This window comes from Pseudoalteromonas sp. M8 (assembly GCF_018141365.1).
In the GTDB taxonomy this organism is placed as follows: Bacteria; Pseudomonadota; Gammaproteobacteria; order Enterobacterales; family Alteromonadaceae; genus Pseudoalteromonas.
Window position 1 is genome coordinate 1,030,063 of sequence record NZ_CP047240.1, and the last position, 25,395, is coordinate 1,055,457.

General features: G+C 49.3%; 23 protein-coding genes and 3 pseudogenes. 21 read left to right on the top strand and 5 right to left on the bottom strand.

All coding sequences use genetic code 11. From position 1 onward, the window contains the following. Positions 1–6 precede the first annotated feature (6 nt). A pseudogene (gene intI1 / locus GSF13_RS09375) lies at positions 7–804 on the bottom strand (class 1 integron integrase IntI1); the annotation flags it as partial. A gap of 157 nt (positions 805–961) precedes the next feature. Between intI1 and dfrA32 the strand changes: the two are divergent. The 3 genes and pseudogenes from dfrA32 to GSF13_RS09390 all read left to right on the top strand — a co-directional run bounded on the left by dfrA32 (position 962) and on the right by GSF13_RS09390 (position 3,771). Then, positions 962–1,435 carry a trimethoprim-resistant dihydrofolate reductase DfrA32 gene (gene dfrA32, locus GSF13_RS09380; RefSeq protein ID WP_032084013.1) on the top strand — a complete coding sequence of 158 codons (474 nt, stop codon included), beginning with the start codon at positions 962–964 and terminating at the stop codon, positions 1,433–1,435. A gap of 192 nt (positions 1,436–1,627) precedes the next feature. Continuing rightward, on the top strand, positions 1,628–2,848 hold the full coding sequence (gene ere(A) / locus GSF13_RS09385) for an EreA family erythromycin esterase (protein WP_032084014.1): 1,221 nt from the start codon (positions 1,628–1,630) through the stop codon (positions 2,846–2,848). Positions 2,849–2,932: 84 nt separating this feature from the next. After that, positions 2,933–3,771: pseudogene (locus GSF13_RS09390) on the top strand (AadA family aminoglycoside 3''-O-nucleotidyltransferase). A gap of 132 nt (positions 3,772–3,903) precedes the next feature. Here the strand turns inward: GSF13_RS09390 and GSF13_RS09395 are convergent. From GSF13_RS09395 to GSF13_RS09405, 3 genes and pseudogenes are all read right to left on the bottom strand, one after another. Then, the gene (locus GSF13_RS09395) at positions 3,904–5,193 is read right to left on the bottom strand and encodes an ISL3-like element ISPpu12 family transposase (protein ID WP_004574636.1); all 1,290 of its coding nucleotides are present in this window, start codon (positions 5,191–5,193) and stop codon (positions 3,904–3,906) included. 21 nt (positions 5,194–5,214) lie between these two features. Then, positions 5,215–5,727: a signal peptidase II gene (lspA, locus tag GSF13_RS09400; protein WP_004863699.1), complete on the bottom strand. Its 513-nt coding sequence runs from the start codon at positions 5,725–5,727 to the stop codon at positions 5,215–5,217. A 3-nt stretch (positions 5,728–5,730) separates the two neighbouring features. Further along, positions 5,731–6,626, bottom strand: a pseudogene (locus GSF13_RS09405) (cation transporter). A gap of 95 nt (positions 6,627–6,721) precedes the next feature. On the opposite strand from GSF13_RS09405, the gene cadR reads away from it, so the two are divergent. Further along, positions 6,722–7,129: a Cd(II)/Pb(II)-responsive transcriptional regulator gene (cadR, locus tag GSF13_RS09410; RefSeq protein ID WP_004364961.1), complete on the top strand. Its 408-nt coding sequence runs from the start codon at positions 6,722–6,724 to the stop codon at positions 7,127–7,129. 229 nt (positions 7,130–7,358) lie between these two features. Here cadR and GSF13_RS09415 read toward each other — a convergent pair whose 3' ends face one another. Next, positions 7,359–7,961, bottom strand: a complete 603-nt coding sequence (locus GSF13_RS09415) for a hypothetical protein (protein ID WP_048608523.1) — start codon at positions 7,959–7,961, stop codon at positions 7,359–7,361. A gap of 366 nt (positions 7,962–8,327) precedes the next feature. On the opposite strand from GSF13_RS09415, the gene GSF13_RS09420 reads away from it, so the two are divergent. From GSF13_RS09420 to GSF13_RS09500, 17 genes are all read left to right on the top strand, one after another. Continuing rightward, complete coding sequence (locus GSF13_RS09420) at positions 8,328–8,654, top strand: hypothetical protein (protein ID WP_048608521.1); 327 nt, start codon at positions 8,328–8,330, stop codon at positions 8,652–8,654. Between the two features lie 15 nt (positions 8,655–8,669). Beyond that, complete coding sequence (gene ssb, locus GSF13_RS09425; RefSeq protein ID WP_012368368.1) at positions 8,670–9,089, top strand: single-stranded DNA-binding protein; 420 nt, start codon at positions 8,670–8,672, stop codon at positions 9,087–9,089. A 79-nt stretch (positions 9,090–9,168) separates the two neighbouring features. After that, complete coding sequence (gene bet / locus GSF13_RS09430) at positions 9,169–9,987, top strand: phage recombination protein Bet (RefSeq protein WP_000414662.1); 819 nt, start codon at positions 9,169–9,171, stop codon at positions 9,985–9,987. A gap of 82 nt (positions 9,988–10,069) precedes the next feature. Then, the gene (locus GSF13_RS09435) at positions 10,070–10,213 is read left to right on the top strand and encodes a hypothetical protein (protein WP_015066581.1); all 144 of its coding nucleotides are present in this window, start codon (positions 10,070–10,072) and stop codon (positions 10,211–10,213) included. 60 nt (positions 10,214–10,273) lie between these two features. After that, positions 10,274–11,290, top strand: coding sequence for a lambda-exonuclease family protein (locus tag GSF13_RS09440; protein WP_024015926.1), 1,017 nt, complete (start codon positions 10,274–10,276; stop codon positions 11,288–11,290). 209 nt (positions 11,291–11,499) lie between these two features. After that, entirely contained in the window at positions 11,500–12,459 is a 960-nt protein-coding gene (locus GSF13_RS09445) for an AAA family ATPase (protein ID WP_024015927.1), read from the top strand. Beyond that, entirely contained in the window at positions 12,459–13,226 is a 768-nt protein-coding gene (locus tag GSF13_RS09450; RefSeq protein ID WP_053410253.1) for a hypothetical protein, read from the top strand. Before GSF13_RS09445 ends, GSF13_RS09450 begins: the two co-directional genes overlap by 1 nt. Positions 13,227–13,324: 98 nt before the next feature. Next, positions 13,325–14,278: a DUF3150 domain-containing protein gene (locus tag GSF13_RS09455; RefSeq protein ID WP_000027441.1), complete on the top strand. Its 954-nt coding sequence runs from the start codon at positions 13,325–13,327 to the stop codon at positions 14,276–14,278. A gap of 61 nt (positions 14,279–14,339) precedes the next feature. Further along, positions 14,340–14,780 carry a hypothetical protein gene (locus tag GSF13_RS09460; RefSeq protein ID WP_024023027.1) on the top strand — a complete coding sequence of 147 codons (441 nt, stop codon included), beginning with the start codon at positions 14,340–14,342 and terminating at the stop codon, positions 14,778–14,780. Positions 14,781–14,848: 68 nt separating this feature from the next. Beyond that, a complete protein-coding gene (locus GSF13_RS09465; RefSeq protein WP_053410252.1) occupies positions 14,849–16,504 on the top strand; it encodes a VWA domain-containing protein in 1,656 nt (551 codons plus the stop codon). An 82-nt stretch (positions 16,505–16,586) separates the two neighbouring features. Beyond that, positions 16,587–17,084, top strand: a complete 498-nt coding sequence (gene radC / locus GSF13_RS09470; RefSeq protein ID WP_000797298.1) for a DNA repair protein RadC — start codon at positions 16,587–16,589, stop codon at positions 17,082–17,084. Then, positions 17,084–17,425, top strand: a complete 342-nt coding sequence (locus GSF13_RS09475) for a hypothetical protein (RefSeq protein WP_024023025.1) — start codon at positions 17,084–17,086, stop codon at positions 17,423–17,425. The genes radC and GSF13_RS09475 overlap by 1 nt, the downstream gene beginning before the upstream one ends. A gap of 91 nt (positions 17,426–17,516) precedes the next feature. Next, the gene (locus GSF13_RS09480) at positions 17,517–18,590 is read left to right on the top strand and encodes a primase-helicase zinc-binding domain-containing protein (RefSeq protein ID WP_024023024.1); all 1,074 of its coding nucleotides are present in this window, start codon (positions 17,517–17,519) and stop codon (positions 18,588–18,590) included. An 89-nt stretch (positions 18,591–18,679) separates the two neighbouring features. Then, a complete protein-coding gene (locus GSF13_RS09485) occupies positions 18,680–19,384 on the top strand; it encodes a hypothetical protein (RefSeq protein WP_024023022.1) in 705 nt (234 codons plus the stop codon). Between the two features lie 92 nt (positions 19,385–19,476). After that, the gene (locus GSF13_RS09490; RefSeq protein ID WP_053410251.1) at positions 19,477–20,421 is read left to right on the top strand and encodes a thioredoxin family protein; all 945 of its coding nucleotides are present in this window, start codon (positions 19,477–19,479) and stop codon (positions 20,419–20,421) included. 2 nt (positions 20,422–20,423) lie between these two features. Beyond that, complete coding sequence (locus tag GSF13_RS09495) at positions 20,424–21,812, top strand: conjugal transfer protein TraH (RefSeq protein ID WP_064497420.1); 1,389 nt, start codon at positions 20,424–20,426, stop codon at positions 21,810–21,812. A 3-nt stretch (positions 21,813–21,815) separates the two neighbouring features. Then, positions 21,816–25,385, top strand: a complete 3,570-nt coding sequence (locus GSF13_RS09500; RefSeq protein ID WP_064497034.1) for a conjugal transfer protein TraG N-terminal domain-containing protein — start codon at positions 21,816–21,818, stop codon at positions 25,383–25,385. Positions 25,386–25,395 lie beyond the last annotated feature (10 nt).

A 25,395-nucleotide genomic window follows, 5' to 3' on the forward strand; every position in this document is an offset into this window, starting at 1 on the left:
AGTGCCTTCTACGGCACGTTTGAAGGCGCGCTGAAAGGTCTGGTCATACATGTGATGGCGACGCACGACACCGCTCCGTGGATCGGTCGAATGCGTGTGCTGCGCAAAAACCCAGAACCACGGCCAGGAATGCCCGGCGCGCGGATACTTCCGCTCAAGGGCGTCGGGAAGCGCAACGCCGCTGCGGCCCTCGGCCTGGTCCTTCAGCCACCATGCCCGTGCACGCGACAGCTGCTCGCGCAGGCTGGGTGCCAAGCTCTCGGGTAACATCAAGGCCCGATCCTTGGAGCCCTTGCCCTCCCGCACGATGATCGTGCCGTGATCGAAATCCAGATCCTTGACCCGCAGTTGCAAACCCTCACTGATCCGCATGCCCGTTCCATACAGAAGCTGGGCGAACAAACGATGCTCGCCTTCCAGAAAACCGAGGATGCGAACCACTTCATCCGGGGTCAGCACCACCGGCAAGCGCCGCGACGGCCGAGGTCTTCCGATCTCCTGAAGCCAGGGCAGATCCGTGCACAGCACCTTGCCGTAGAAGAACAGCAAGGCCGCCAATGCCTGACGATGCGTGGAGACCGAAACCTTGCGCTCGTTCGCCAGCCAGGACAGAAATGCCTCGACTTCGCTGCTGCCCAAGGTTGCCGGGTGACGCACACCGTGGAAACGGATGAAGGCACGAACCCAGTGGACATAAGCCTGTTCGGTTCGTAAACTGTAATGCAAGTAGCGTATGCGCTCACGCAACTGGTCCAGAACCTTGACCGAACGCAGCGGTGGTAACGGCGCAGTGGCGGTTTTCATGGCTTGTTATGACTGTTTTTTTGTACAGTCTATGCCTCGGGCATCCAAGCAGCAAGCGCGTTACGCCGTGGGTCGATGTTTGATGTTATGGAGCAGCAACGATGTTACGCAGCAGGGCAGTCGCCCTAAAACAAAGTTAGCCATATCGGGAGTTAAATTGAAAATTTCATTGATTTCTGCAGTGTCAGAAAATGGCGTAATCGGTAGTGGTCCTGATATTCCGTGGTCAGCAAAAGGTGAGCAGCTAATCTTTAAGGCGCTCACATACAATCAGTGGCTTCTTGTTGGAAGGAAAACATTTGACTCTATGGGAGTTCTTCCAAATCGCAAATATGCAGTAGTGTCAAAGAATGGAATTTCAGGGTCAAATGAAAACGTCTTGGTTTTTCCTTCAATAGAAAATGCTTTGCAAGAACTATCTAAAATTACAGATCATGTATATATTTCGGGTGGGGGGCAAATCTATGAAAGCCTTATTGAAAAAGCAGATATAATTCATCTATCTACTATTCATGTTGAGGTTGAAGGTGATATTAAATTCCCTATATTACCTGAAGGTTTCAACTTGGTTTTTGAACAGTTTTTTGTGTCTAATATAAATTATACATATCAAATTTGGAAAAAAGGCTAACAAGTCGTTGCAGCACCAGTCGCTCCGCTCCTTGGACAGTTTTTAAGTTGTGGTTTTATGGTTTTGCTGCGCAAAAATATTCCATAAAACCACAACTTAAAAACTGCCGCTGAACTCGGCGTTATGCTGTGACCCGGGTTGTTGGCGAAGCGAACGTATGGCGATTAAAGTAATAAACGCAAAGGTAAAATAATGACGTGGAGAACGACCAGAACACTTTTACAGCCTCAAAATCTGGACTTCAATGAGTTTGAGATTCTTACTTCCGTAATTGAGGGCGCCCGAATTGTCGGCATTGGCGAGGGCGCTCATTTTGTCGCGGAGTTTTCACTGGCTAGAGCAAGTCTTATCCGCTATTTGGTCGAAAGGCATGATTTTAATGCGATTGGTTTGGAATGTGGGGCGATTCAGGCATCCCGGTTATCTGAATGGCTCAACTCAACAGCCGGTGCTCATGAACTTGAGCGATTTTCGGATACCCTGACCTTTTCTGTGTATGGCTCAGTGCTGATCTGGCTGAAATCATATCTCCGCGAATCAGGAAGAAAACTGCAGTTAGTCGGAATCGACTTACCCAACACCCTGAACCCAAGGGACGACCTAGCGCAATTGGCCGAAATTATCCAGCTCATCGATCACCTCATGAAACCGCACGTTGATATGCTGACTCACTTGTTGGCGTCCATTGATGGCCAGTCGGCGGTTATTTCATCGGCAAAATGGGGGGAGCTAGAAACGGCTCGGCAGGAGAAAGCTATCTCAGGGGTAACCAGATTGAAGCTCCGCTTGGCGTCGCTTGCCCCTGTACTGAAAAAACACGTCAACAGCGATTTGTTCCGAAAAGCCTCTGATCGAATAGAATCGATAGAGTATACGTTGGAAACCTTGCGTATAATGAAAACTTTCTTCGATGGTACCTCTCTTGAGGGAGATACTTCCGTACGTGACTCGTATATGGCGGGCGTAGTAGATGGAATGGTTCGAGCGAATCCGGATGTGAAGATAATTCTGCTGGCGCACAACAATCATTTACAAAAAACCCCAGTCTCCTTTTCAGGCGAGCTTACGGCTGTTCCCATGGGGCAGCACCTCGCAGAGAGGGTGAATTACCGTGCGATTGCATTCACCCATCTTGGACCCACCGTGCCGGAAATGCATTTCCCATCGCCCGACAGTCCTCTTGGATTCTCTGTTGTGACCACGCCTGCCGATGCAATCCGTGAGGATAGTATGGAACAGTATGTCATCGACGCCTGTGGTACGGAGAATTCATGTCTGACATTGACAGATGCCCCCATGGAAGCAAAGCGAATGCGGTCTCAAAGCGCCTCTGTAAAAACGAAATTGAGCGAGGCATTTGATGCCATCGTCTGTGTTCCAAGCGCCGGCAAGGACAGCCTAGTTGCCCTATAGGAAACCGGAAATGAAAATGAGGGAGCATAACCTGCGAATCCACCGGACGGTTTTCAACCGCCGGTGATCAGCGCGTTAGACATCATGAGGGTAGCGGTGACCATCGAAATTTCGAACCAACTATCAGAGGTGCTAAGCGTCATTGAGCGCCATCTGGAATCAACGTTGCTGGCCGTGCATTTGTACGGCTCCGCAGTGGATGGCGGCCTGAAGCCATACAGCGATATTGATTTGTTGGTTACTGTGGCCGTAAAGCTTGATGAAACGACGCGGCGAGCATTGCTCAATGACCTTATGGAGGCTTCGGCTTTCCCTGGCGAGAGCGAGACGCTCCGCGCTATAGAAGTCACCCTTGTCGTGCATGACGACATCATCCCGTGGCGTTATCCGGCTAAGCGCGAGCTGCAATTTGGAGAATGGCAGCGCAATGACATTCTTGCGGGTATCTTCGAGCCAGCCATGATCGACATTGATCTAGCTATCCTGCTTACAAAAGCAAGAGAACATAGCGTTGCCTTGGTAGGTCCGGCAGCGGAGGAATTCTTTGACCCGGTTCCTGAACAGGATCTATTCGAGGCGCTGAGGGAAACCTTGAAGCTATGGAACTCGCAGCCCGACTGGGCCGGCGATGAGCGAAATGTAGTGCTTACGTTGTCCCGCATTTGGTACAGCGCAATAACCGGCAAAATCGCGCCGAAGGATGTCGCTGCCGACTGGGCAATAAAACGCCTACCTGCCCAGTATCAGCCCGTCTTACTTGAAGCTAAGCAAGCTTATCTGGGACAAAAAGAAGATCACTTGGCCTCACGCGCAGATCACTTGGAAGAATTTATTCGCTTTGTGAAAGGCGAGATCATCAAGTCAGTTGGTAAATGATGTCTAACAATTCGTTCAAGCCGACCGCGCTACGCGCGGCGGCTTAACTCCGGCGTTAGATGCACTAAGCACATAATTGCTCACAGCCAAACTATCAGGTCAAGTCTGCTTTTATTATTTTGGGTATACGGATTTAATGGTTGATGGGGCACCTTCACCCCATCAATCTGATACCACCCTCAGATGGTTGATAGATCCACTCCGTAGTTGAGTTCCTCTGCGAAGTCCGGCAGTCCGTAACCGATGGTTTTCTTGTAGAAAGGAGAGACCTTCGCAGTCGGTGCCTTCTTCTTGTGCTTCGTGGTGTAGAGCATTCGTGCCCGCATCACCTCGAAGGAGTAACCGCGCCCTTCACGGTTCTTGTCCTTGGCCAGTCGGTTGATGGACTCCGTGTAAGCGTTGGTGACGGGCATGTCCGTCTCGAAGTAGGTCATGGTCTCTTCGCGCCAGTTTCCCACTGCCCTGACCAGATCGCTCCAGACTTCCTTTTGGCCCTTCGGGATGGTGGCTATCCACTCGTCCAGGGCGGCTTCTGCCTGGAGCCGTGTGGTGGCGTCCCAGATGCCGTAGAAGCGCTCCTTGTGCTCGTAGGCGGCCAGCAGTTGCGGGAACGCGCCTGTCCAGGTCTCCATGATGAGGCGCTCCCGGTCTGAGACTTCGTGAGCGCGTTTCAGCAGGATTTTCCGGTCTCCCTTGAGAGTCCGGCTCTGGGACGGTTTCAGCTCCTTTCTGAGGCCCTTGCGCACTCTCTCTAGGGCATCGTTGGCCATGCGCACCACATGGAACTTATCGACCACGATACGGGCCTGGGGCAGCACAGCCTTGACCGCTGCCCGGTAGGGGTTCCACATGTCCATGCTGACGATCTCGACCTTCTGCCGGTCTTTCAGCTTCATCAGGTAGTTGGTCACCACGTCCTGGCGGCGGGTGGCCAGCAGGTCGAGCAGGGTTCGCTCCTCAATGTTGGTCAGAATGCAGCGGTAGCGCTTGTTCAGGTATAGCTCGTCAATGCCCAGGATGCGGGGCGTCTCGAAGCGGTGCCAGCGCCCCAGGAACTCGGCGCGGGCGTTGAAGATGTCGCGCACCGTCTTCTCGTCCAGGCCGGTCTGTGCCGCCACAAAGGTGTAGGGGTGGTTGAAGGATTCCTTCTCCACGTACTCATGCAGCCGCAGTGTCATACGGAATCCGTCCACCATCTCCGGTAGCTGGGGCCTGAATGTTGTCTTGCAGGCCCGGCAGGTGTATCGGCGGCGGACCACCCAGAGAGTGACCCGCTTGCCGTGGATGGGCAGATCACGATAGGGAACGTCACGCTTGCCGAACCGTACGAACTCACCCTGCACGCCGCATTCCTCGCAGGCGATGGGATCGGGCACGTCCACCTGGAAGTGCATTTCGTCGTCGGTTGATTTGCAGCCCAGTACTTGGTATTGCGGCAGGTGAAGGATGTTGTCGGGAAGTTCGGTCATGGTGTTGTATAGGCGTAGGTGTCAGTCAGATCCATCCGGCTCGGCATTGGTGTTTGCTTTTTTACCCAACAAGCTGCTGGAAACGAAAAGTAAGGCACCGAGGACAATTGCAATATCAGCCAGGTTGAAGGCCGGCCAATGCCAGTCTCGCCAATAGAAATCAAAGGAATCCACAACATAGCCGCGAAAGACCCGGTCAATCAGGTTGCCCATGGCGCCACCGAGGATAAGACTGTAAGCGATGGCTTCTCCTTTATGACGATTTTCAAGGATCAGCTTGATCAGAAAAATCGAGACCACTACCGCGATTCCGATAAAAAAGTAGCGCTGCCAGCCTCCACCATTCGCAAAAAGACTGAATGCGGCACCGGTGTTCCATAGGTGCACCCAGTTAAAGAACGGGGTCACCGAAACATACTCGCCATAGGCCATTGATTGCTGCACCAGCCACTTTACAGCCTGATCAGACGCTGCCAGCAGGCCCGATATGGACAATAGGGCATACGGCGAGAGCTTTTTGCCAATAATGAGCATTATTTAACCCTTCAACGCCAAAATGCGTCTGGCACCGTTAAGTACAATGCCCCCGCGATGGTGCCGATAATCAGATCCGGATAATTGGACCCGGTCCACGCGACCAGGGCGCCGGCGGTGATGACCCCCAGGTTGATCACCACGTCGTTGGCCGAGAATATCCAGCTTGCCTTCATGTGCGCCCCGCCTTCCCGATGTTTGGATATGAGCAGCAGACAACTGGTATTGGCAATCAATGCGACGAATGCGATAGCCATCATCACCAGCGATTCAGGCTCACTACCGAATACAAAGCGCCTCACGACCTCTACGAGTACGCCAACAGCCAAAACCAGTTGGACCACACCAGCAACGTGCGCAACACGGACCTGCCTTTTCACGCTATGCCCAACCGCATAAAGAGCGAGTCCGTACACTGCCGCATCAGCAAAATTGTCCAGGGACTCTGCAATGAGGCCAGTTGACTGAGCCATCAGACCGGCAGTAATTTCCACCACGAACAGAAGTGCATTGATGCCGAGCAACCAGCGCAGGGTCCCGGATTCTTGCTTAGCAGAAGCTGCCGAAAACTCGGCGGCCTTGATGGTCTCCGGATTTGCAGCGACGGTTTCCTGAAGCGAGGCGCCTAGCCCCAAGGTCTTCAGTTTCGAGGTGACGGGCTCGACCTCGCCGTCATGCACGACCTTCAGCCGGCGGTTCGACAAGTCGAAGGACAGCGCCCGAATCTCCTCAAAGCCGTTCAGGGCTAGGCGAATCATTCGTTCTTCTGATGGACAGTCCATCTTCGGCACGGCATAAACACTGACCCATCTCCCTGGCGCCTCGGAGGAGGCCTGTATATCGGTATCCGCTGCGGACGTTGCATCACCGCCACAGGCGCCACCACAGGATTTGCTCATGATACGACTCCACTTGAACAATGTTGTGGTACCATTTAAAACTATAAAGCTACTATAAGGTCAATAGAGTAAAGAATCCGTTGGGGAGGAGGCTGATGCGCATTGGTCAGTTGGCGCAGTTGGTAGGGGTCGAAACACAGACGATCCGCTTCTATGAACAGCAGGGCTTGTTGCCGCCGCCTGATCGGCAGGACAACGGTTACCGTGTCTATACCGAGAAGCATGGTGAGGGGCTGGCCTTCATCCGTCGCTGCAGAATCCTGGGCCTGTCACTGGCTGAGATTCACGAACTACAGAGCTATCAGGACGACCCTCATCAGCCTTGTACCGCCGTCAACGCCTTGCTCGATGATCACATCTCTCATGTGCGGTCGCAGATAACCGCTCTGCAAGCGCTTGAGAAACAACTCGTTTCACTGAGAGCGAGTTGCAACGATGACCGGGAAGTTGAGGCGTGTGGGGTTCTTGCTGGAATTAGCGAAGGAAACATGCACCAGCAGTAGGTGAAGCATCAACCAGATAATCCGATGAGATGCCGGTCTGTCTCACTCTCATGCAAAGGTAAGATCAACCATTTAATCCGCTTACCCTAAAGAAAGTAACGAAAAAATTAGTTCTATTCATGTAGCTTGGCCAAAAATGACAGTTAAATTCATTTTAATGATTTTGATAGAAAATACAGCAAGATGAAGAGCCCCTTCGAGAGGGGCTGGTTGATGGGAGCCTAGTTGGCTAGTTGGCGGGGTTATCTGTTTCCTCTTCAGTGATATCGTCATCGGTTGAAGGCACCGCTTGCTCAACTTCTGCTTCTTTACCCTTAGCTTGGGCTGATTTTCGTGCTCGAATTTCGATATCAATAATGCGTCGTGCAAGTTTGATAATGCGCTGTTGCCATGCGTAGTTGCCATCAACGCGTTGCTTGTTGCTAAGCACGCTAGACAACCAGAGAGTGTCCATTGAGATCATTAACGCATCGAGTTTGCGCACTAAGCCGACAAACTGGCCAACCTGAGGCGAGCTTATTTTGGCGTTGAAGGTAATCGGGTCGGTGTAGTCAGGTACTTCATCGATACCGTTGGACTCCATCAATTTGTCTAAACGAGCTTGTTCGTTGTCTACCGCCTTAGCGCAATCCTCGATCAACTGGCTAATGATCTGTTCCACTTCATCAATTTCGTTCTCATCGCCGATGATGCGCAGGATGACATCGATTCCGTAAAGCGCACTGACCGTCCGTCTAAAAACACGGTCAACGACACGTTGCGCCTGTAAGCTATTAATTGTGAATGATTGTTCAAAGATGGGTTTTGAGTAATTGGGTCTTGCTTGGGCCATAAGTTTGCTCCTGATATGACAATAATCAGTCCCTAGCCTAATCCTCTGTGCGGTAATGGCCTTTCAGCTAGGTGGAAGAATTGAGCATCTTTCTAACTATCCTGTCTGGATAAGACGGTTACACTGACTATCAAATATTGCTGATCTGTTTCAGTGATATCTGCGCCTGAGAGCATGAGCTCAAAGGAAGCCCGCCGCTGAGTTTTCTCAGTGGTACTAAGAGGTAGCTAGCCTCCTTAAACAAATAGCCTGCATGTTTTTACATGCGCAACCATGCGTTCCTTACGGTTCGCCTTTTCACCACCCAACTGGGGGAGTTTTCCCCAGTTGGGGTGACTCCTTCACAACCAAATTAAGGAGTCACCAATGGAATATATCTTCGGATTTATTATCCAAATCGCAGGCATTATGTTGCTTGCAAAACTGAGCTGGTCGCTTTTGCGATTACTTGCTCGTCAAACCGTGCGCCCGTTTCGATTTGTACTTACTCAAATCAAGCGATTGCTCACACCAACATCAAAACGTCGTCCAATGGCAGTGCCTAAAGCTCCTGGTATGCCCCGTTTGACATCTGCGTTTTACAAAGAGCCACATCAGTACGACATGGCTTTACTCGAAATACCAACCTATCTGCGTCGTCAGTCTTCTTTGCCCAGTCGGGTAGAAGCAACTGTGTGCACAGAGTTCAACTAAGACGAGGAGAACATCATGAAAAACCAAGTAACACTCATAGGCTACGTTGGCTCTGAGCCAGAGACGCGAGCCTATCCATCAGGTGATTTAGTGACCAGCATTTCACTGGCCACTTCTGAGAAATGGCGCGACCGTCAATCCAATGAGCTCAAAGAGCATACGGAATGGCATCGGGTCGTTTTTCGAGATCGTGGTGGATTTAAGTTAGGGCTAAGAGCAAAAGATTTGATCCAAAAAGGAGCGAAGCTTTTTGTTCAAGGGCCTCAGCGCACGCGCTCATGGGAGAAAGATGGCATTAAGCATCGATTGACCGAAGTGGACGCGGATGAGTTTCTGCTTCTTGATAGTGTGAACAAAGCATCTGAGCCATCACCGGCGGATGATGCGAGCTCCCAAGCTAATTGGGCACAAACTTATCCTGAACCAGATTTTTAACCGAGCGATAACGCTTTAACCCAGCCGGGAGTACTTTCCCGTCAGGGGCAGACTCCCACTTTGATTGTCGGAGTCCATAATGGAAAAACCAAAGCTAATCCAACGCTTTGCTGAGCGCTTTAGTGTCGATCCAAACAAGTTGTTCGATACCCTAAAAGCAACAGCATTCAAGCAACGTGACGGTAGTGCACCGACCAATGAGCAGATGATGGCGCTCTTGGTGGTTGCAGATCAGTACGGTTTGAACCCTTTCACCAAAGAGATTTTTGCGTTCCCTGATAAACAAGCTGGGATTATCCCAGTGGTAGGTGTCGATGGATGGTCTCGCATCATCAATCAACACGACCAGTTTGATGGCATGGAGTTCAAGACTTCAGAAAACAAAGTCTCACTGGATGGCGCGAAAGAATGCCCTGAATGGATGGAATGCATCATCTATCGGCGCGACCGTTCGCACCCAGTCAAAATCACTGAGTATCTGGATGAAGTCTATCGACCGCCTTTTGAAGGTAATGGCAAAAATGGCCCTTACCGTGTAGATGGTCCATGGCAGACGCACACTAAGCGAATGCTAAGACATAAATCCATGATCCAGTGTTCCCGCATTGCGTTTGGCTTTGTGGGAATTTTCGATCAAGACGAAGCGGAGCGAATTATCGAAGGCCAAGCAACACACGTTGTTGAGCCATCTGTGATTCCACCCGAGCAAGTTGATGATCGAACCCGAGGGCTTGTTTACAAGCTTATCGAGCGGGCGGAAGCTTCAAACGCTTGGAATAGTGCATTGGAATATGCCAATGAACATTTTCAAGGTGTTGAGCTGACGTTTGCGAAGCAAGAAATCTTTAATGCTCAGCAACAAGCAGCCAAAGCGCTCACACAGCCTTTAGCTTCTTAGCGCCACGCATTCATTTTACTAACCCTGGCGGGATTATTCTCCCGTCAGGGGGAAGGTCTCGTCTTTTTTTTGGAGATCTTCCATGACTAAATCAGCCTCACTTTTTCGCTTGGTATTGGTTGTTGCCCTTGTCTTAGGTTCGATTCAAGCCGGTAAAGCGGCAATTGATTCGGTTCAAGCAAGTGTTGTTCAGCACCAAACAGCGTTAGCACAAGCTGCAAAGTAACCACTTAACCCTGAAGGGGAGTTCTCTCCTTCAGGGGAGTCTCCCTTCAAAGGAGGCAATATGAAGGTTATCGACCTATCACAACGTACTCCTGCATGGCACCAGTGGCGCATTGCAGGGGTTACGGCATCTGAAGCCCCAATTATTATGGGGCGTTCACCCTACAAAACACCTTGGCGATTATGGGCAGAAAAAACCGGATTCGTATTACCGGAAGACCTGTCGAATAATCCAAATGTGCTTCGTGGTATAAGGTTGGAGCCTCAAGCAAGGCGAGCATTTGAGAATGCGCATAATGACTTTCTTCTGCCGTCATGTGCAGAAGCCGATCATAACGCAATCTTTCGAGCCAGCTTTGATGGCATCAACGATGCGGGCGAACCCGTTGAACTGAAATGTCCTTGCCAGTCAGTTTTTGAGGATGTGCAAGCTCACCGAGAACAAAGCGAGGCGTACCAGTTGTATTGGGTGCAAGTACAGCATCAAATACTGGTCGCCAATAGCACGCGAGGTTGGTTGGTTTTCTATTTTGAGGATCAACTGATTGAGTTTGAAATACAGCGAGACGCGGCGTTCTTAACTGAGTTGCAAGAAACAGCGCTTCAGTTTTGGGAGTTAGTACAGACCAAAAAAGAGCCGTCAAAATGCCCTGAGCAAGATTGTTTTGTTCCCAAGGGTGAAGCCCAATACCGTTGGACATCGCTGTCTCGACAGTATTGCTCAGCACATGCCGAAGTGGTCCGACTGGAAAATCACATTAAATCTTTGAAAGAGGAAATGCGAGACGCCCAGTCAAAATTGGTCGCCATGATGGGTAACTACGCTCATGCCGACTATGCTGGGGTCAAACTCAGCCGCTACATGATGGCGGGCACGGTGGACTATAAGCAATTGGCCACCGATAAGTTAGGCGAGCTGGATGAACAGGTTTTAGCCGCTTACCGAAAAGCGCCACAAGAGCGGTTGCGCATTAGCACCAATAAGCCAGAGCAGCCCGTTGAAACACCAATCAAAATCAGTCTTGAGCAAGATAACTTGGTTCTGCCAGGTGACTCGCCGAGCTCATTTTACTTTTAACGTTCACTTGGAGCCGATTTCGGCTCCTTTCTCATGCGCTTACATCGAGTGCATCAGAAAGCAGTTTCACTCGTAGCCAATGCTGGGTACGAATGATAGAGCGAGCTGAACTCTTACATACACAGCCATACCACAATCAACACACCACCCGACGGGGACTTCATTCCCTGTTGGGGCATGGGGCCTCGTTAAAACTAATGAGGTTTACCATGACAGAACAATCCCCATTTTTGGTTCAAGTGAATCAAGCGTTTAATGTCCCGGCTCCTGATGCTTTCGTTCTGGAAGGATTTAGTGCCGACACTACCCATCCAAACATTCCCGTTCGCAAGGACGAGTATGTTTTTAGAAAAGAAGACTTACGTGACGTATTGGCGTTCTTGTCTCACCCAGACGGTGACGGTTTGTATATTACAGGCCCCACTGGATGCGGTAAGACCTCGCTAATTTGCCAAGTTGCTTCTCGATTGAATTGGCCTGTTCAGCAAATTACTGCGCACGGTCGATTGGAGTTGTCCGATCTTATCGGTCACCACACACTGGTTAATGGCAACATGACCTTTGTGTATGGGCCGCTGGCACTGGCTGTCAAGCATGGCCATTTGCTGATCATTAATGAAATGGATCTTGCTGAGCCTGCTGAACTGGCTGGGCTCAATGACATTTTGGAAGGTGCCCCGTTGGTCATCGCACAAAATGGCGGTGAGATCATCATGCCACATACCAAGTTTCGTTTTATCGCTACCGGCAACAGTGCGGGCAGCGGTGACCAAACGGGCTTGTATCAAGGTGTGCTCCAACAGAATTTGGCTTTTCTTGATCGCTTTAGAATCATCGAAGCGACCTATGCAGAGCCTTCTGTAGAGGAAGCCATTCTGGAGAACGTTGCGCCGGGCTTGCCAGAAGTCTTTCGCCAAAAAATGGTGAAAGTGGCTGGTGACATTCGTCGTCTCTTTATTGGGGGCGCGGATGGTGGTGCTGAGCTTAGTATCACTATGTCCACTCGGACCTTGGTGCGCTGGGCAAAGTTAACACTTGCTTTTAAAGGCGCTCCTAACGCAGTGGAGTATGCACTGGTTCGGTCTTTGACGGCTCGTGCTGAGTTGGAGCAACGAGAAGCCATTCACCGTATTGCCGCTGATGTCTTCGGTGACCATTGGGAGGATTGATGATGGATAAGTGCTTTGCTCTTTACCGTTACCGTCATTCTGATGGGACAGCCAAAGAATGGGCCATTTACGTTGGATCGGATACCCAGGAGATTGAAGTTCGGTTTGGAAAAGCCGGTCAATTGTCGCAGCAGCGATTGATTGATTCGACTGATCCTAACGCTGAAGCAGACCGACGAATCAATGAGAAAATCAACAAGGGTTATCGATTGGTTGGACAAGTCGGCATTGATCATCAAGGGCGGCCATTTGAACTCTCAAATGCGCTAGATAGTGTCGCGTGCGTCAATAACGTCAGTTGGGAGTTTCGTACTCGCAAGGACGTCAATGGCCAAATATCGCTGGCGAAAAAAGCGTTGTTCGATATGGCAAAGCTGCTTGAAGCCTATGGCTTGGCTGTTATTGATGATAACCAAGTCAGGATTGGAGAATGGTCATTAGGGTTTTGCAAAAGCGGATTACCTAGTACCAATCAAATCAGCATGGTGTCAGGTGAAGGCGCTGGCATTGTTAACACTGATGATGGCCCGTGGCCATTGTTGCTGTTACTGGCTTTTAAGCGTCAATTACCACCACTGTGTTCGCTCACAGTAGCGAGTCCTGAAGGGATAGAAGTATCCGACCAACTGAAGTTGGAAAAAGATGTATTGCGGTTGCTAGGCAGTGATTTAGAGCGGGTTCGCCCGATAGCTGAAGCACTGGACTTAATGCCTGTGAAAATCGATCTCAACCAATCGTCGCCTGATTCGCAAAATTACTATTTCTGATAGTGGTATTGCCATTAGCGCGTCAACTACTACCACCCAAACGGGGGCCATTGCTCCTGTTGGGAGTGGTGCGTCCCCATCTCGCATGAGGATGCACTATGAGTATTCAAACCCTCGACAAACTGTTGATTTGTCACATCGACTGTTCCATCTGGAGCGGTAGAAAAAAGCTAAGGCCTGAAGATTTCAGATTAGCCAATGGCAGCCAACTTCCACCGAAGGATGTTGCCAGCTTAGGGAGTAAAAAAATTTGCGACCCAGAGGCATTGGCGAACTTTGAAAGGCTTAAGAAAGAAGCGCAGCGCTTGTGTGAGCAAGTCGGTGTGCGGTTTTTAGGTGGCTATGCCGTCCCTGAAGACCGAATTGATCAGATTGTTCCAGAGCTTGACAGGATCGGTCAGGAGTTTGCGCAGTGCAAGCAGTTGTTCTTGGACAACTATGATCAGGTGACGTTTGACTGGGTTGCGAAACACCCGGAATTTGCAGATGCAATTCGGCGTGCGCTGTCACCCATCGAAGACGTGGAACAACGGCTTCAGTTCGATTATGCCATCTATCGAATGCAACCGGCTGAACAAGCTGGTGGCTTAGATGACAAGGTCAATGGCATGGGACACACCCTATTTAGGGAGGTGGCTCGTGATGCTAATGAACTGTTTGAGCGTTCCGTTGCAGGAAAGAATCAAATCAGTCAGCGTGCCCTTAATCCTCTCAAGCGATTAAGAGACAAGTTGGATGGTTTGTCATTCCTGGATCATCGAGTTCAGCCGATGGTTGAAGCGATGGACAATTTATTTGTTCGTCTGCCGAAGACCGGCCCTGTGACAGACAATCTCTATCACGAACTGATGGCGACCATTTTAATTTTGTCTGATCCAGACAAGATGAGAATGCACGGTGAAGGTCAATTGGATATCAGACAACTGATGCCCAAACCTGAACCTAAACCCGCACAGCCAGTATCTGCTCAGGCAGATAACTTACGTGCAATACCACAACCAACCGTCAGACCAAACCTTGGTTCGACTGTACCAAACTCATTTTATTTCTAACGTCCTTGAGGGCATGTTGCCCTTAAGGGCGCATGTCCTCTGAACTATGTAAGAGGAAATTATGCAATCAACCATCCATAACCCCAGCCAACTGAACCAGTTTGAACCGCATTTTCGTGGTGTGACTGATGCGGTTGAAAGTGAATCGATACCAGAAGTGGCGTGTTGTCGAACGTTAGTACAACGATCGTACTCAACACATAGTGTCGTGATCCCCAAGAACCCTGTATTGATCGCAGATGCGGACGGGCAAGGTGTTTGGGTAACGGCCATGGTGTTTGTTCCAAACATGGCATTGCAGCAAACCGCTCATGAGCGGGCCTGGCTGCAATATCAACACGAGGTGTCTACTCAGTTACAAGACCAGTATGGTCTGACATTGGATGACATCCTGAGTTTAGACCAGCTTAAAACGTCATTTGAGCAGCACGAGAGTACCGCTCAATTGGTGGCTTGGTTAGGTCAAAAATACGACCTGGTTAAGCTAAAAGCACAGGTTTAAACACTTACATTCCCAGCGGGGAAACGCTCCCGCTGAGGGAGTATTCCCCTAATGATTAGGAGACTCCCATGAATCATCCATTAAAAAATGCACTGCCAATCGTTGCCGCCGCTTATGGCGAAAAGTTTGGTGTGAAGGTGCTTATTCAAGGACAAGATGCGTTTACCGATGGTGAGCGGATTGTGATCCCAACAGCAAACCCAGACGACCCACACTATCAACAAATAGCTTGGGGTTATCTGGCTCATGAAGCGGCGCATATTCGGCATACCAATTTTGACATGGTGAAGAAGGCGTCGTCTAAGCCGATCCGTAAGGCACTTCTCAATATTATTGAGGATGTGCGCATTGAAAACGAATTGGCAAAGGATTACCCCGGAACCCGGCGCAGTATTTCGCAAGTGATTGAGTACATGGTGGACACACAGCAAATGTGTGTACCTGAACAGCCTGAGCCTGCATCTAACTTGCAAGCCTGGTTGTTGTTTCGCTTGAGATGCCATTTTCTGGGCCAGAAAGCGCTGACGCCTTTGTATCAAGCTGTTGATGAAAGAGTGAGACAACTCTTTCCTGCCGCAGCGATGAGCCGGTTAAGCGCCATGCTGACAGCAGTGCCTAGCCTGGCATCTACAGGTGAAGTGCTGAAACTTGTCGATGCCATCGTTGCCATGTTGGAAGAAGAATCTCGTCCACCACAGGATGAGTCTGATGCTGATGGCGGTGATGACATTGGACAAGATGCGAGTAATGACAGCAATAGCAGTAGTGACAGTCAAACCCCGGAAACAAGTTCGTCTGCAACAGGGGATGCTGCTGAAACGAGTGATTCAGATAACTCTGATCAAGCTGATAATTTGCGACAAGCCTTAGAGGCCAGTGCCGCTCACTTTGAACCCGATACCTTTGCACAAGTGGCAGAAGTGTTGTCGGAACAAGCAGAAGGACATCAGGGCGTCACTCCACTCAGTTTGCCCCAAGCAGAGCAAGCTATGTTGGGTGATGAGGCTATCTTGACCTTATCGGCGTCTGAGTCGGCTCAAATTCGAGCCCGACTTAGGGGCATGGTTCAGTCCAGTCAGGACAATCGGAATCATGCCAAACGGTACGGTCTTCGAGTGGCAACTCATCGTCTTGCCGCTTCACAAGCAGGTGAGTCGAGATTGTTTATTCAAAGGCAGCCCCGCATTGCGCCTAATGCTGCTGTGCACTTGCTTGTCGATATATCGGGCTCAATGGGTAAGCCCATTGGCGAAGGTAATCGCAAGTATTTTCATGTTGCCAATGAAGCCGCTTTGGCTTTAGCCATGGCATTGGAAGGTATACCGGGTGTTGTACCTGCGGTCAGTTATTTTCCTGGTATTCATCAGGAAGTTTCTATCGCGTTATTGCCCAAGCAATCGGTTCGACATCGGGCCGCCTGTTTTGACCAAAAACCAAGAGGTTGTACGCCTATGGCACAAGCTATGTGGTTTGCGGCAAACAGTTTGTTGGCACAAAAACAGAAGCGAAAGCTAATGATAGTGCTAACGGATGGTGACCCAGATGATTGGGCTGCCACGCATGACATTGTTGACCGGTGCAGACGCAGTGGCTTTGAGCTGCTGGGGATCGGGATTCAAACACGCAGTGTTGAGAAATTCTTTCCTCGAAGCATCGTGATTAACGACGTCAAAGATCTGAAGCGTGAGTTATTCGAAGTAACACAACAACTGATAATTCAGTAACCACATCCATTTTACCACCCTGCGGGGACGATTCCGTCCCCGCCTGGGCATGGGTTCGTCTCCGTTTTTTTTGGAGACTCCTATGAAAAACAGAAAGTTCTTAGCTGGCGAAGAAGCCGGTACTTACATCGTTCCTGAGCAAGTGACTGAAGCGGATATCTTAGATATGGCGCTCAAGCTTGCCCGTGGTCGATTGAGTAAAGGTCGAAAAATTGAACAGCCATCGTCGGCGTTCTCATACCTGCAAACACTGATGCACGAGTATGAGCACGAAGTCTTTGGCGTACTGTTTCTTGATACAAAGCATCGCGTTATTCGATTTGAAGAGCTGTTCAAAGGCACTTTAGATGCAGCGAGCGTTTATCCAAGGGAAGTAACAAAACGAGCGCTAGAACTTAATGCGGCAGCAGTGATACTGGTTCATAACCATCCATCGGGTGATCCTGAACCCAGTGAAGCTGATAAACGCATCACTCATCGACTCCGTGACGCCTTGTCACTTGTTGATATTCGAACGCTTGACCATGTCGTGGTCGCATCCGAGGGCTGCGTTTCGCTTGCCGAACGCGGTTATCTTTAATGAATGGGCGCATTGCCCATTCTCCTTCATCACAAAAGCAGTCCTATCAACACACGTCATCACAGCTCGAATTTCTATTTGAGTTTGATGATGCCCCAGTCACTTGGTCTGACACGGAAATCTGGCAGTTACGCGAAGGCATTCTATTGGATGCGATCCGTGTATTGCTGGACGGTCGTGTCAGTACTCGATTGCGAAGGGATGTGTTGTCGTGGATTCAAAATGACGAATTAACGCCATTTTGCTTTCGTGTTTGCGCGATGGCTGCGGTTGTCGATCCTGATGTGCTTCGTGATTCCATCATGTGGCTATTAAGACGACATGGTATCCAGCTTGACTAACGTTCCTGCATTAACCAAACGGCTCAATGCAGGACCCAAGCTGACTTTTACCACCAGTGGTAGGAGTCGGCTTTTTACTTAAGGAGGTTATATGGCGTTACCTTTACAAATTGAAACAGTAAGGCCATATCTTAATGGCCAATGGCTTCAAGTATTAGCGGTATTGGTGCCAGAACTTGATGCCGCCATTGCTCGAAAGGGCCGTCATGTGGCTTGTCCTGTTCATGGCGGTCGTGATGGCTTTAGGCTATTCAAAGATGCTGAATATACCGGAGGTGGCGTTTGTAACACCTGCGGTATCTTTCATGATGGTTTTGAACTGTTGTCTTGGATTAATGGATGGAACTTTGCTCAGTCTATTGAAGCAATCGGCCAGGTTCTTGGTATTCAACCCGGACAAATACAAGCGCCTATTCGGCCAATACCGAGTAACGCAGTTGATTGGAAGGCTAGAAAGCAGGACGAGGACAAAGCGATTATCCATCGCTTGAATCAAACCTGGGGAGAAACGTTTTCTCTTGCAGATACTCGTGCGCAACCAGTTTGGAACTACATGCATCGTCGTGGCATTGTTACCCGGCTTCGTCCTGAATGGGATTCGGTGCTGAGGTATCATCCAAACTTGCCTTACCATGATGAAGATGGCTTGTTTATCGATAGCTACCCAGCGCTGCTAGGTAAAATCGTTACTCAGCAAGGGCGTTCGGCCACGTTTCATCGGATCTACCTAAGTGAAGATGGATTCAAAGCGCCGGTTGAAAAGCCTAAAAAGATGATGCCGATACCAAGTGACAGAACAATCACTGGTGGTGCCATTCCGATAGGTGAGCCTGGTGAGGTATTAGGTGTTTCTGAAGGCATCGAAACAGCTTTAGCGGTTACCAGAGCTACGGGACAGACATGTTGGTCGGTTGTGAATGCAACGCTACTGGCTAGGTTTGAACCACCAAGTAATGTGAAAATGCTGTACATCTGGGCAGATCACGATCTCTCTGAGACCGGCCTGAATGCAGCGAATGAACTCAAGAAAAAAGCCTGGCAAAAAGGCATTCTGACACAAGTTCTGATCCCTCCGATACCAACGTCACTTGGCGTGAAAAGTTGGGATTGGAATGATGTGCTGAATGTTTACGGAGCCATGGGCTTTCCGAAAGTTCATATCTGATCTAAGGGGCTTCGGCCCCTTTTTTTGCGCCTTGCATATTTGAAAAATCATGGAGAATGAAAAATAGATAACCAATAGGAGAAACAAACATGATGGTATTAACCCTGTTAACAAAGCAGATTGATGGTGAGTTTACGGTTTACTGGAAGACCGGCCTTCGAAGAGGTGGTGAACTAAAGGTCGATTTAGGTGAGCAATACGACAAGCTAACTGAGCAGCAAAAGCCAATTGCAGCTGAGCTCTATGCGATTCATCACCTACTGTCAGTGAAAGAGGTGATGGGGAGTAACCGAAGCGGTAATGGGCTTCAAATCCGGGTCAGTAAAGGAGCTATCAAAAAGTTACAGAAACAACGCTCAACTCAGCATTCACTTTACAGCCTGACTAGGTTTTTGCTCACTCGATACCAGGAAGCACAGATATCGGTAGAGAAACGGGAAGATTGGCTCTCATATTCCTTCGAAGAATACAGCGTCGATAATGCTACCGTGAGAGAAATCGATGAGGTCATCAACGTTCCGAACATTGGGCCTGTCGTGGTGACTCGTCATGCACTGGAAAGGTTTGTGGAACGGCTTTCAGGCGGTGTACCTAAGCATCCTTGGAAGGCTTTGTGCGCTAAATTGTGTAGCACAGAATTGGCAAAATCTTTATTGCCAGAATGTATAGCTTCAAAGAAAGCAAAAAAATATTTCGTACAGGCAGAGTTTTGGTGTCATGGGAGCTCTGGTATGCACTTTGTGATGGTGCCATCAGCCAAAGCACTTACGTTAGTAACAGTGTTTAATAGATAGTCAGAAACACACACGATTCCTTCATCTATCTGGCCAATCGCTCTTACGGGGATCTTTAGCATGTTAGCTCTGTGAAATTTCTGGAGCTGACAATGAGAACGCCTTTGTTACCTTGGTTCATCCTATGGGTGACCATCCCAATCATTATTTTCTTTCTATTCATCTTGCCCGCCTATGCTAGTGATGGGCAATTCTATCAGCGTGGTCAGGAAGGTTGGTTTTGGTATCAGGTCATTCCCGAGCCAGCCGAGTCTGAAGACCTAATGAAGCCGAAATCTGGTGTTGTGGAGCCCACTAAGGACGGGCTAAAGCCTTTCAGTGCTGCCTGGTTTCGTGAGCACATGCAGTCGTTCATGGACAAGGCAATTGATGAGCCGACGAATGAGAACGTCAGAGCCTATCTGTATCTCCAGCGCGTCATGATGGATAAGGGCTCACAGTTTGCTGATGTTAGTCAGCAGGTGGTCATGGGCGATCCTGTTTTGGATGAAATCAGTCGCAGACCCTTGGCGACCTATGCTGCCAATCGGATGGATCGAGAAGCTGGCACTCAACGTGATGTAGCTTTAGGTGAAGTAGCGAAGCGGGCTGGTTTGTTCTTTTTCTATCGTTCGGATTGCCCTTATTGCCATGCTCAAGCGCCTATCATCGAATCTATGGCCTTGAACTATGGGTTCGAGGTGTTTGCTATTGCTGTCGATGGCTTGCCTTTACCCGGTGGAGAGTTTCCCAATTACAAAGTCGATTCAGGACAAGCCCAATCCTTGTCCGTTACGACTGTCCCTGCCGTGTTCTTAGTTGACCCGCCTAACGTTATTACTCCGATTGGACAAGGCGCAATGAGCCTTGATGAGCTCAATAATCGAATCATTCTCGCAGCCCATCAAGCCGGTTGGATTGACGATCAAACTTACTATGCCACCAGACCTGTTCAACCCGGCGTGTCACTCGCGATGTCAGCCCAAGAGCTTAACGAAAAGATATTACAGGACCCTGAGTTCCTTGTTCGCTATCTGCGTGCACAAGGAGGGTTATAACAATGAAAAAAGTAATCCGAGTATCGCTAATCGCCTGTGCGATTGGTTTTTCATCTATGAGCCAAGCAAGCTTGCAACAGGAGATGAACCAGTTGTTTGGTTCAATGACCAACACCACTGCGCCTGGTGTATTCGAGAGTCAGCGGCGTGGCGTTATATCTGGAGGAAGCGTTGTTGTTCGTAACAGGATCATGAACGAGAACCTCGTCTCTATGGTGCCACCGTCATTCCAAGCCGGTTGTGGCGGCATTGATATGTTCGCGGGAAGTTTGTCATTTGTTAACGCGGATCAGTTTGTTCAATTACTTCGCTCTGTTGCTGCAAACGCCAAGGGGTATGCATTCCAATTGGCGCTCAGTGCTATGTGTGAGAAATGCTCTCAGCACATGGAGACACTGCAAAAGAAAATCCAGCAGTTGAACGAGTATTTTGGTAATTCCTGTCAAATGGCTCAGGGAGTCGTGAACGATACCCTGGCTGCTTTTGGTAAAAAGGGGCAAACAGAAGCCAGCATGTTGAGCTCACTTAAAGGGGCTGGGGACATTTTTACCAGTTGGAGTGAGTCCAATGGTAAGAACCCATATGAGAACGCTTCGAGTGTCGCGGCATCTGATGTAAACAGAACGATTAAAGGTAATTTGGTTTGGCGAGCACTGAAACGTCATTCGGCATCAAGCTGGTTTGCATCGGGGGATGACCGTTTTCTTGAAGCGGTTATGTCCGTGACGGGCTCGATCATCGTTGGTGATTTAGCGAATGCGGCTGATGGTCAAGGTAAAGCCCCGAAACTGACCAGACTGAATGGCAATAAAGTGACTATTGAACATCTAATTCATGGCGGTAACGTCGCTATGTACCGATGTGACACAGTGACGCAAGACGGTTGTCTGAACCCAATAATCACTAACGTGACTCTTACCGGGTTATCAACTCAGGTAGAAAATTTACTTCTTGGTACAGGTTCTAGTAACGGCATTATTTTTAAGTTTGCTCGAAATACAGGGGCTGCTAGCGCCACCGAAAAGGCTTTTATGACCTCGGCTCCTGCCAGCATTGGGGGCATGATTCGAACTCTTTCTGCATTAAATGAAGGGGCCGCTAGGTCGTTTGCTTCACGAGCGGCACCATTTATTGCTGTTGAGATGGCCCGAGCATTAGTTGAAGACATGCTCAATGCAGCTAGAAGTACCTCCGGTGTGGAAGATCATGCCTATGCGAAGTTATTAACGGAAGACCTTGAACGTGCACGTCGCCAAATCAATGAGGAGTACGCCGCGTTGCAGCGAAGATACGGCTCAGAGCAAGAGTTGCTGGCACATTTTAACCAGGTGATACAGACCATTCGCAAACAGCGTTATTACACCGTTAAATCTACGGCGCTGGGGGAATAGGTCATGTGGGAAATCTATTCCATCGGGGATTCGGCTTTTTTAGAGCAGGTCCTGAACGCTGTCGCGATGATCACTGGTACAGGCGATTTTACTTCAATGGTTCGCATTGGCTTGCTCATTGGGGTATTGATGGTCTCTGTCCAGGCCTTAATGCAAGGCGGTCGTGGGATTAACTTTCAACACGTTTTAGTCTCATGGCTAGTCTTTGCAACCATGTTTGGACCCAGTACCCGAGTGAGCATTGAGGATGCGTACACCGGACAAGTTCGAGTGGTTGATAATGTGCCCATCGGTGTTGCTGCCGCAGGTAGTACGATTTCGACTGTTGGCTTTCAAATCACGCGATTGTTTGAAACCGCCTTCTCAACTCCCGCGATGACGGAATACGGCTTTGCATCCAGTTTACAGTCACTGATTAAAGTGAGAAAACAGGTGATGGATCGCTCTGGGTTGGGTGATGCAAATCGTGTCGGCGGCTCGGACATCGAGCAATCGTGGTTTAACTACATCAAAGAGTGCACCTTGATTGGTATCGACATCGGCCAAAAGAACCTCGATCAGGTGCTGAGTGATCCTAACCCGATGACAGCGATTAGGTTTGATTCGCGCATTTATGGCACTCGAATCATGCTCAGTGGTAGCAGTAGCGATCTGGACTGCACCGATGCCTATAGCCAACTGAAACTCATGACAGAATCAACCTTCATTCCAAGGCTTAAACAGGTTCTGTCAGCCTCATTGGGGACTTCGTCAGCAACGGACACTGATGACGTGATCCGAAATGCACTGAATAACCTTGGTTTGGCTTCGGTTAACACCCAAGAGTATATGACCGCGTCAGTGCTTTTGCCTATTTATGAGCAAAGCGTGACGGGCAAGTATATGGATGATCAAGCTTTCACCGCAGCCGTTATGGTTAACCAAGCGATTGAGCAGCGTAATACGCAATGGGCGGCGGAGCAGACCCTGTTCCAGAGTATCGTTCGTCCGATGATGACGTTTTTTGAGGGGTTCATTTACGCCATCACCCCATTGATGGCCTTTGTGATAGCCCTTGGCCAAATCGGGATGCGAATGGCTGGGAAGTACTTGTTAATCCTGCTTTGGATTCAACTTTGGATGCCTGTCATGGCCATCATTAACCTGTATATTCATTTAACCGTTGCAGGGAAAATGTCTGCTCTTGATGCCTTTGCAGGTACAGAAGTGCCATCTTTTGCTGGGATGATGCAGATGGATTCAGTGCTGCAAACCTGGATAGCTACTGGCGGCATGTTGGCGTCGAGTGTTCCGGCGATTTCGCTCATGCTCGTTTATGGCTCAGCAATAACCGCTACCCACTTGGCTGGGCGTCTACAAAACGGTGATGCCATTGATGAAAAGCTGGCAAGTCCAGATGTCGCGAAAAATGCCCCGGTAATGCAATCACAGTCAATGTTCCAAAATTCAGCCCTCACTGGTTCTGCTATGACCGGCGCGTCAAACCTACTAAGCAGTTTCTCTGTCGGAAACGCAGTGGGTTCAATGGTCGGCTCTGCAAAAGAATCCATGACTCAGGCAACTCAAGCCTTTAGCCGTCAGGTTGGCAATACCATGAGTCGAACCTTTGGTGAAAAGCTAAGTTACGACAACCTTTCTTCGGTTGGACGTCAGATTGGTTCTTCTAACTCCGCATCTAGCGCCGTTGTTAATCAGGTTACTGATGACCTGCAAACTCGGTATGGTTTTGGAGACGATAAAAAAGATGCTGTACGTGGCTTGGTATCGGGCGTGCTATCGGGAGGCCTAAGGGTCGGTGGCGATGGAACCATTACTAATCCCGGTGAGAAAGAAGTTGCTGATAAGGGCTTTCTTGGAAGGCTTCTTGGTACTGGCGGCAATGATTCTCCACAGGGCAACTTGCCAGGAGTCGATAAGCCAGACTCATCTCGTGTACCAAAACTATCAAGGGTACGAGCAGGGCTGGATTTAGGTGGTAACTTTAGTGGCCAAGTTGAGTCGTCAGAAGGCAGTTCTCGATCTACGACCGCAAATACGCTCACTGGGGAGATGCAAAGCTTGGCATTAAGTGATTCACGACGTGCTGAGTATCGCGATGCGATGGTTAAGGACCTTTCAGATTCAAGACGTTCTGGCGTTGAAATGTCGTTGTCTAACCAAGACTATCAGTCACTTCAGAGTTCAGCACAAGACGTTGTCACGGCATCAAATCGCTTTAGTGAGCTTGATCAGGCCAGCTACAGTCTATCAGGACAAAGAAATACTGATGGTGCGACGTTAACCCGATTAGCGGCGGACAATCCTGAAGTCATGGATTATTTAGGTCGCTATATGAACCAGCATGTTGAAGCAGGTAACCGTTTACGTGAAAACCTTCCAATGTATCAGCGCTTGCTACCTGATGATAATCAGGCGTATGTAGCGGCAGCTATGGAGTCTTTAACCTATAGCAACTCTTCAACGCCCGCTGAACGCGACAATGATTATCAAGCTGCAATGACGGTTATGGCCATGGCTACCGGAGCCGATTTACGATCAATTCAGCCGCGCTCAAATGAAGGCTTGTCATCAACTGCACCTACTTTTGGTGGTACTCAAAGCCAAGTTGAATCGGGTGTATTGGGCGGCTACGAGGATGCAGCAACAGTTCAAACTCAGTTCAACGCAGCTCAATCGGCTTACCAAACCAATCTGTCTGGTATAGATGGACAGTTGAATGCGCATCAGCAGCAAGCTCAGCAGGCCGTAGCTACTGACACAAGTACCTATCAATCTGGACTAAACAGTGAAGCTGGATCTCAGTGGCGATCACGCATTATGGCTGATGATAGCGGAGTTTCTGGTGCTGAAATGTTCTTCAACAGCGCCAGTGCTATTGGTGATTTCAGTGGCAAGCATACTGATGCAGCTCTGCATACCTTGAATCACTTTGGCGAAGACTATGAGAGTTACAAAGAACAAGCGCTTGAAGATCCTGGCTCACGAGGTTTCTTGCACAACGCAACGGTGGCCAGCAAATCAACCTGGGATGGGTTAAAAGCCGCCGTTGATGCCGGAACCTCTTTGGAAAATCCATTGACGGCGTTTAATGATGCATACAGTGGATCGAGTTCGCAGTATGCCTCCGAAGTAAACTGGGGCACTAAGTCTGAAGCCATGTTGGCGGGGGCATTTGGTGCGGCAGTTAACAATCGATATGGTGAGTTCTTAGAACAGTATGCCGATGATTTCAAACAGGAAGCATACAGCGAAGGGCAGAGAATGGGATTGACCCCGATTCAAAGTCAAGTGTTCGCTCAAGCTTTCAATGAAGGTTTGGCGGGACGCGTATTCAACTCTGAAGACTCATCGAGTTGGTCGCCTGAAATGCTAGGTCTAAGGGAGCAAATGCTAAATGAGTATCGTCAAAAGGATGAGAGTGGCGCTTACATCCCTGACAGTGTGTCTGAAGAAGATAAAGCATTTGTGGATAAGCAGATAGCGGTGATCTCAAATGCATCGCTTGCGGGAGATTATGCTCAGAACAACTTGATCGATATTAGGGCTTATAACCAGGCATCAGGAAGGAACTGAAAATAGAAGG

Excerpts from the sequence above, each read along its gene's own strand:
- GSF13_RS09475 (WP_024023025.1), top strand. The coding sequence starts at position 17,084 with ATGAATGGGCGCATTGCCCATTCTCCTTCATCACAAAAGCAGTCCTAT.
- radC (WP_000797298.1), top strand. The coding sequence starts at position 16,587 with ATGAAAAACAGAAAGTTCTTAGCTGGCGAAGAAGCCGGTACTTACATC.
- GSF13_RS09465 (WP_053410252.1), top strand. The coding sequence starts at position 14,849 with ATGAATCATCCATTAAAAAATGCACTGCCAATCGTTGCCGCCGCTTAT.
- bet (WP_000414662.1), top strand. The coding sequence starts at position 9,169 with ATGGAAAAACCAAAGCTAATCCAACGCTTTGCTGAGCGCTTTAGTGTC.
- GSF13_RS09445 (WP_024015927.1), top strand. The coding sequence starts at position 11,500 with ATGACAGAACAATCCCCATTTTTGGTTCAAGTGAATCAAGCGTTTAAT.
- GSF13_RS09420 (WP_048608521.1), top strand. The coding sequence starts at position 8,328 with ATGGAATATATCTTCGGATTTATTATCCAAATCGCAGGCATTATGTTG.
- GSF13_RS09485 (WP_024023022.1), top strand. The coding sequence starts at position 18,680 with ATGATGGTATTAACCCTGTTAACAAAGCAGATTGATGGTGAGTTTACG.
- GSF13_RS09395 (WP_004574636.1), bottom strand. The coding sequence starts at position 5,193 with ATGACCGAACTTCCCGACAACATCCTTCACCTGCCGCAATACCAAGTA.
- GSF13_RS09460 (WP_024023027.1), top strand. The coding sequence starts at position 14,340 with ATGCAATCAACCATCCATAACCCCAGCCAACTGAACCAGTTTGAACCG.
- GSF13_RS09495 (WP_064497420.1), top strand. The coding sequence starts at position 20,424 with ATGAAAAAAGTAATCCGAGTATCGCTAATCGCCTGTGCGATTGGTTTT.
- GSF13_RS09435 (WP_015066581.1), top strand. The coding sequence starts at position 10,070 with ATGACTAAATCAGCCTCACTTTTTCGCTTGGTATTGGTTGTTGCCCTT.
- GSF13_RS09440 (WP_024015926.1), top strand. The coding sequence starts at position 10,274 with ATGAAGGTTATCGACCTATCACAACGTACTCCTGCATGGCACCAGTGG.
- GSF13_RS09415 (WP_048608523.1), bottom strand. The coding sequence starts at position 7,961 with ATGGCCCAAGCAAGACCCAATTACTCAAAACCCATCTTTGAACAATCA.
- GSF13_RS09500 (WP_064497034.1), top strand. The coding sequence starts at position 21,816 with ATGTGGGAAATCTATTCCATCGGGGATTCGGCTTTTTTAGAGCAGGTC.
- ssb (WP_012368368.1), top strand. The coding sequence starts at position 8,670 with ATGAAAAACCAAGTAACACTCATAGGCTACGTTGGCTCTGAGCCAGAG.
- GSF13_RS09455 (WP_000027441.1), top strand. The coding sequence starts at position 13,325 with ATGAGTATTCAAACCCTCGACAAACTGTTGATTTGTCACATCGACTGT.
- GSF13_RS09480 (WP_024023024.1), top strand. The coding sequence starts at position 17,517 with ATGGCGTTACCTTTACAAATTGAAACAGTAAGGCCATATCTTAATGGC.
- GSF13_RS09490 (WP_053410251.1), top strand. The coding sequence starts at position 19,477 with ATGAGAACGCCTTTGTTACCTTGGTTCATCCTATGGGTGACCATCCCA.
- GSF13_RS09450 (WP_053410253.1), top strand. The coding sequence starts at position 12,459 with ATGATGGATAAGTGCTTTGCTCTTTACCGTTACCGTCATTCTGATGGG.
- cadR (WP_004364961.1), top strand. The coding sequence starts at position 6,722 with ATGCGCATTGGTCAGTTGGCGCAGTTGGTAGGGGTCGAAACACAGACG.
- lspA (WP_004863699.1), bottom strand. The coding sequence starts at position 5,727 with ATGCTCATTATTGGCAAAAAGCTCTCGCCGTATGCCCTATTGTCCATA.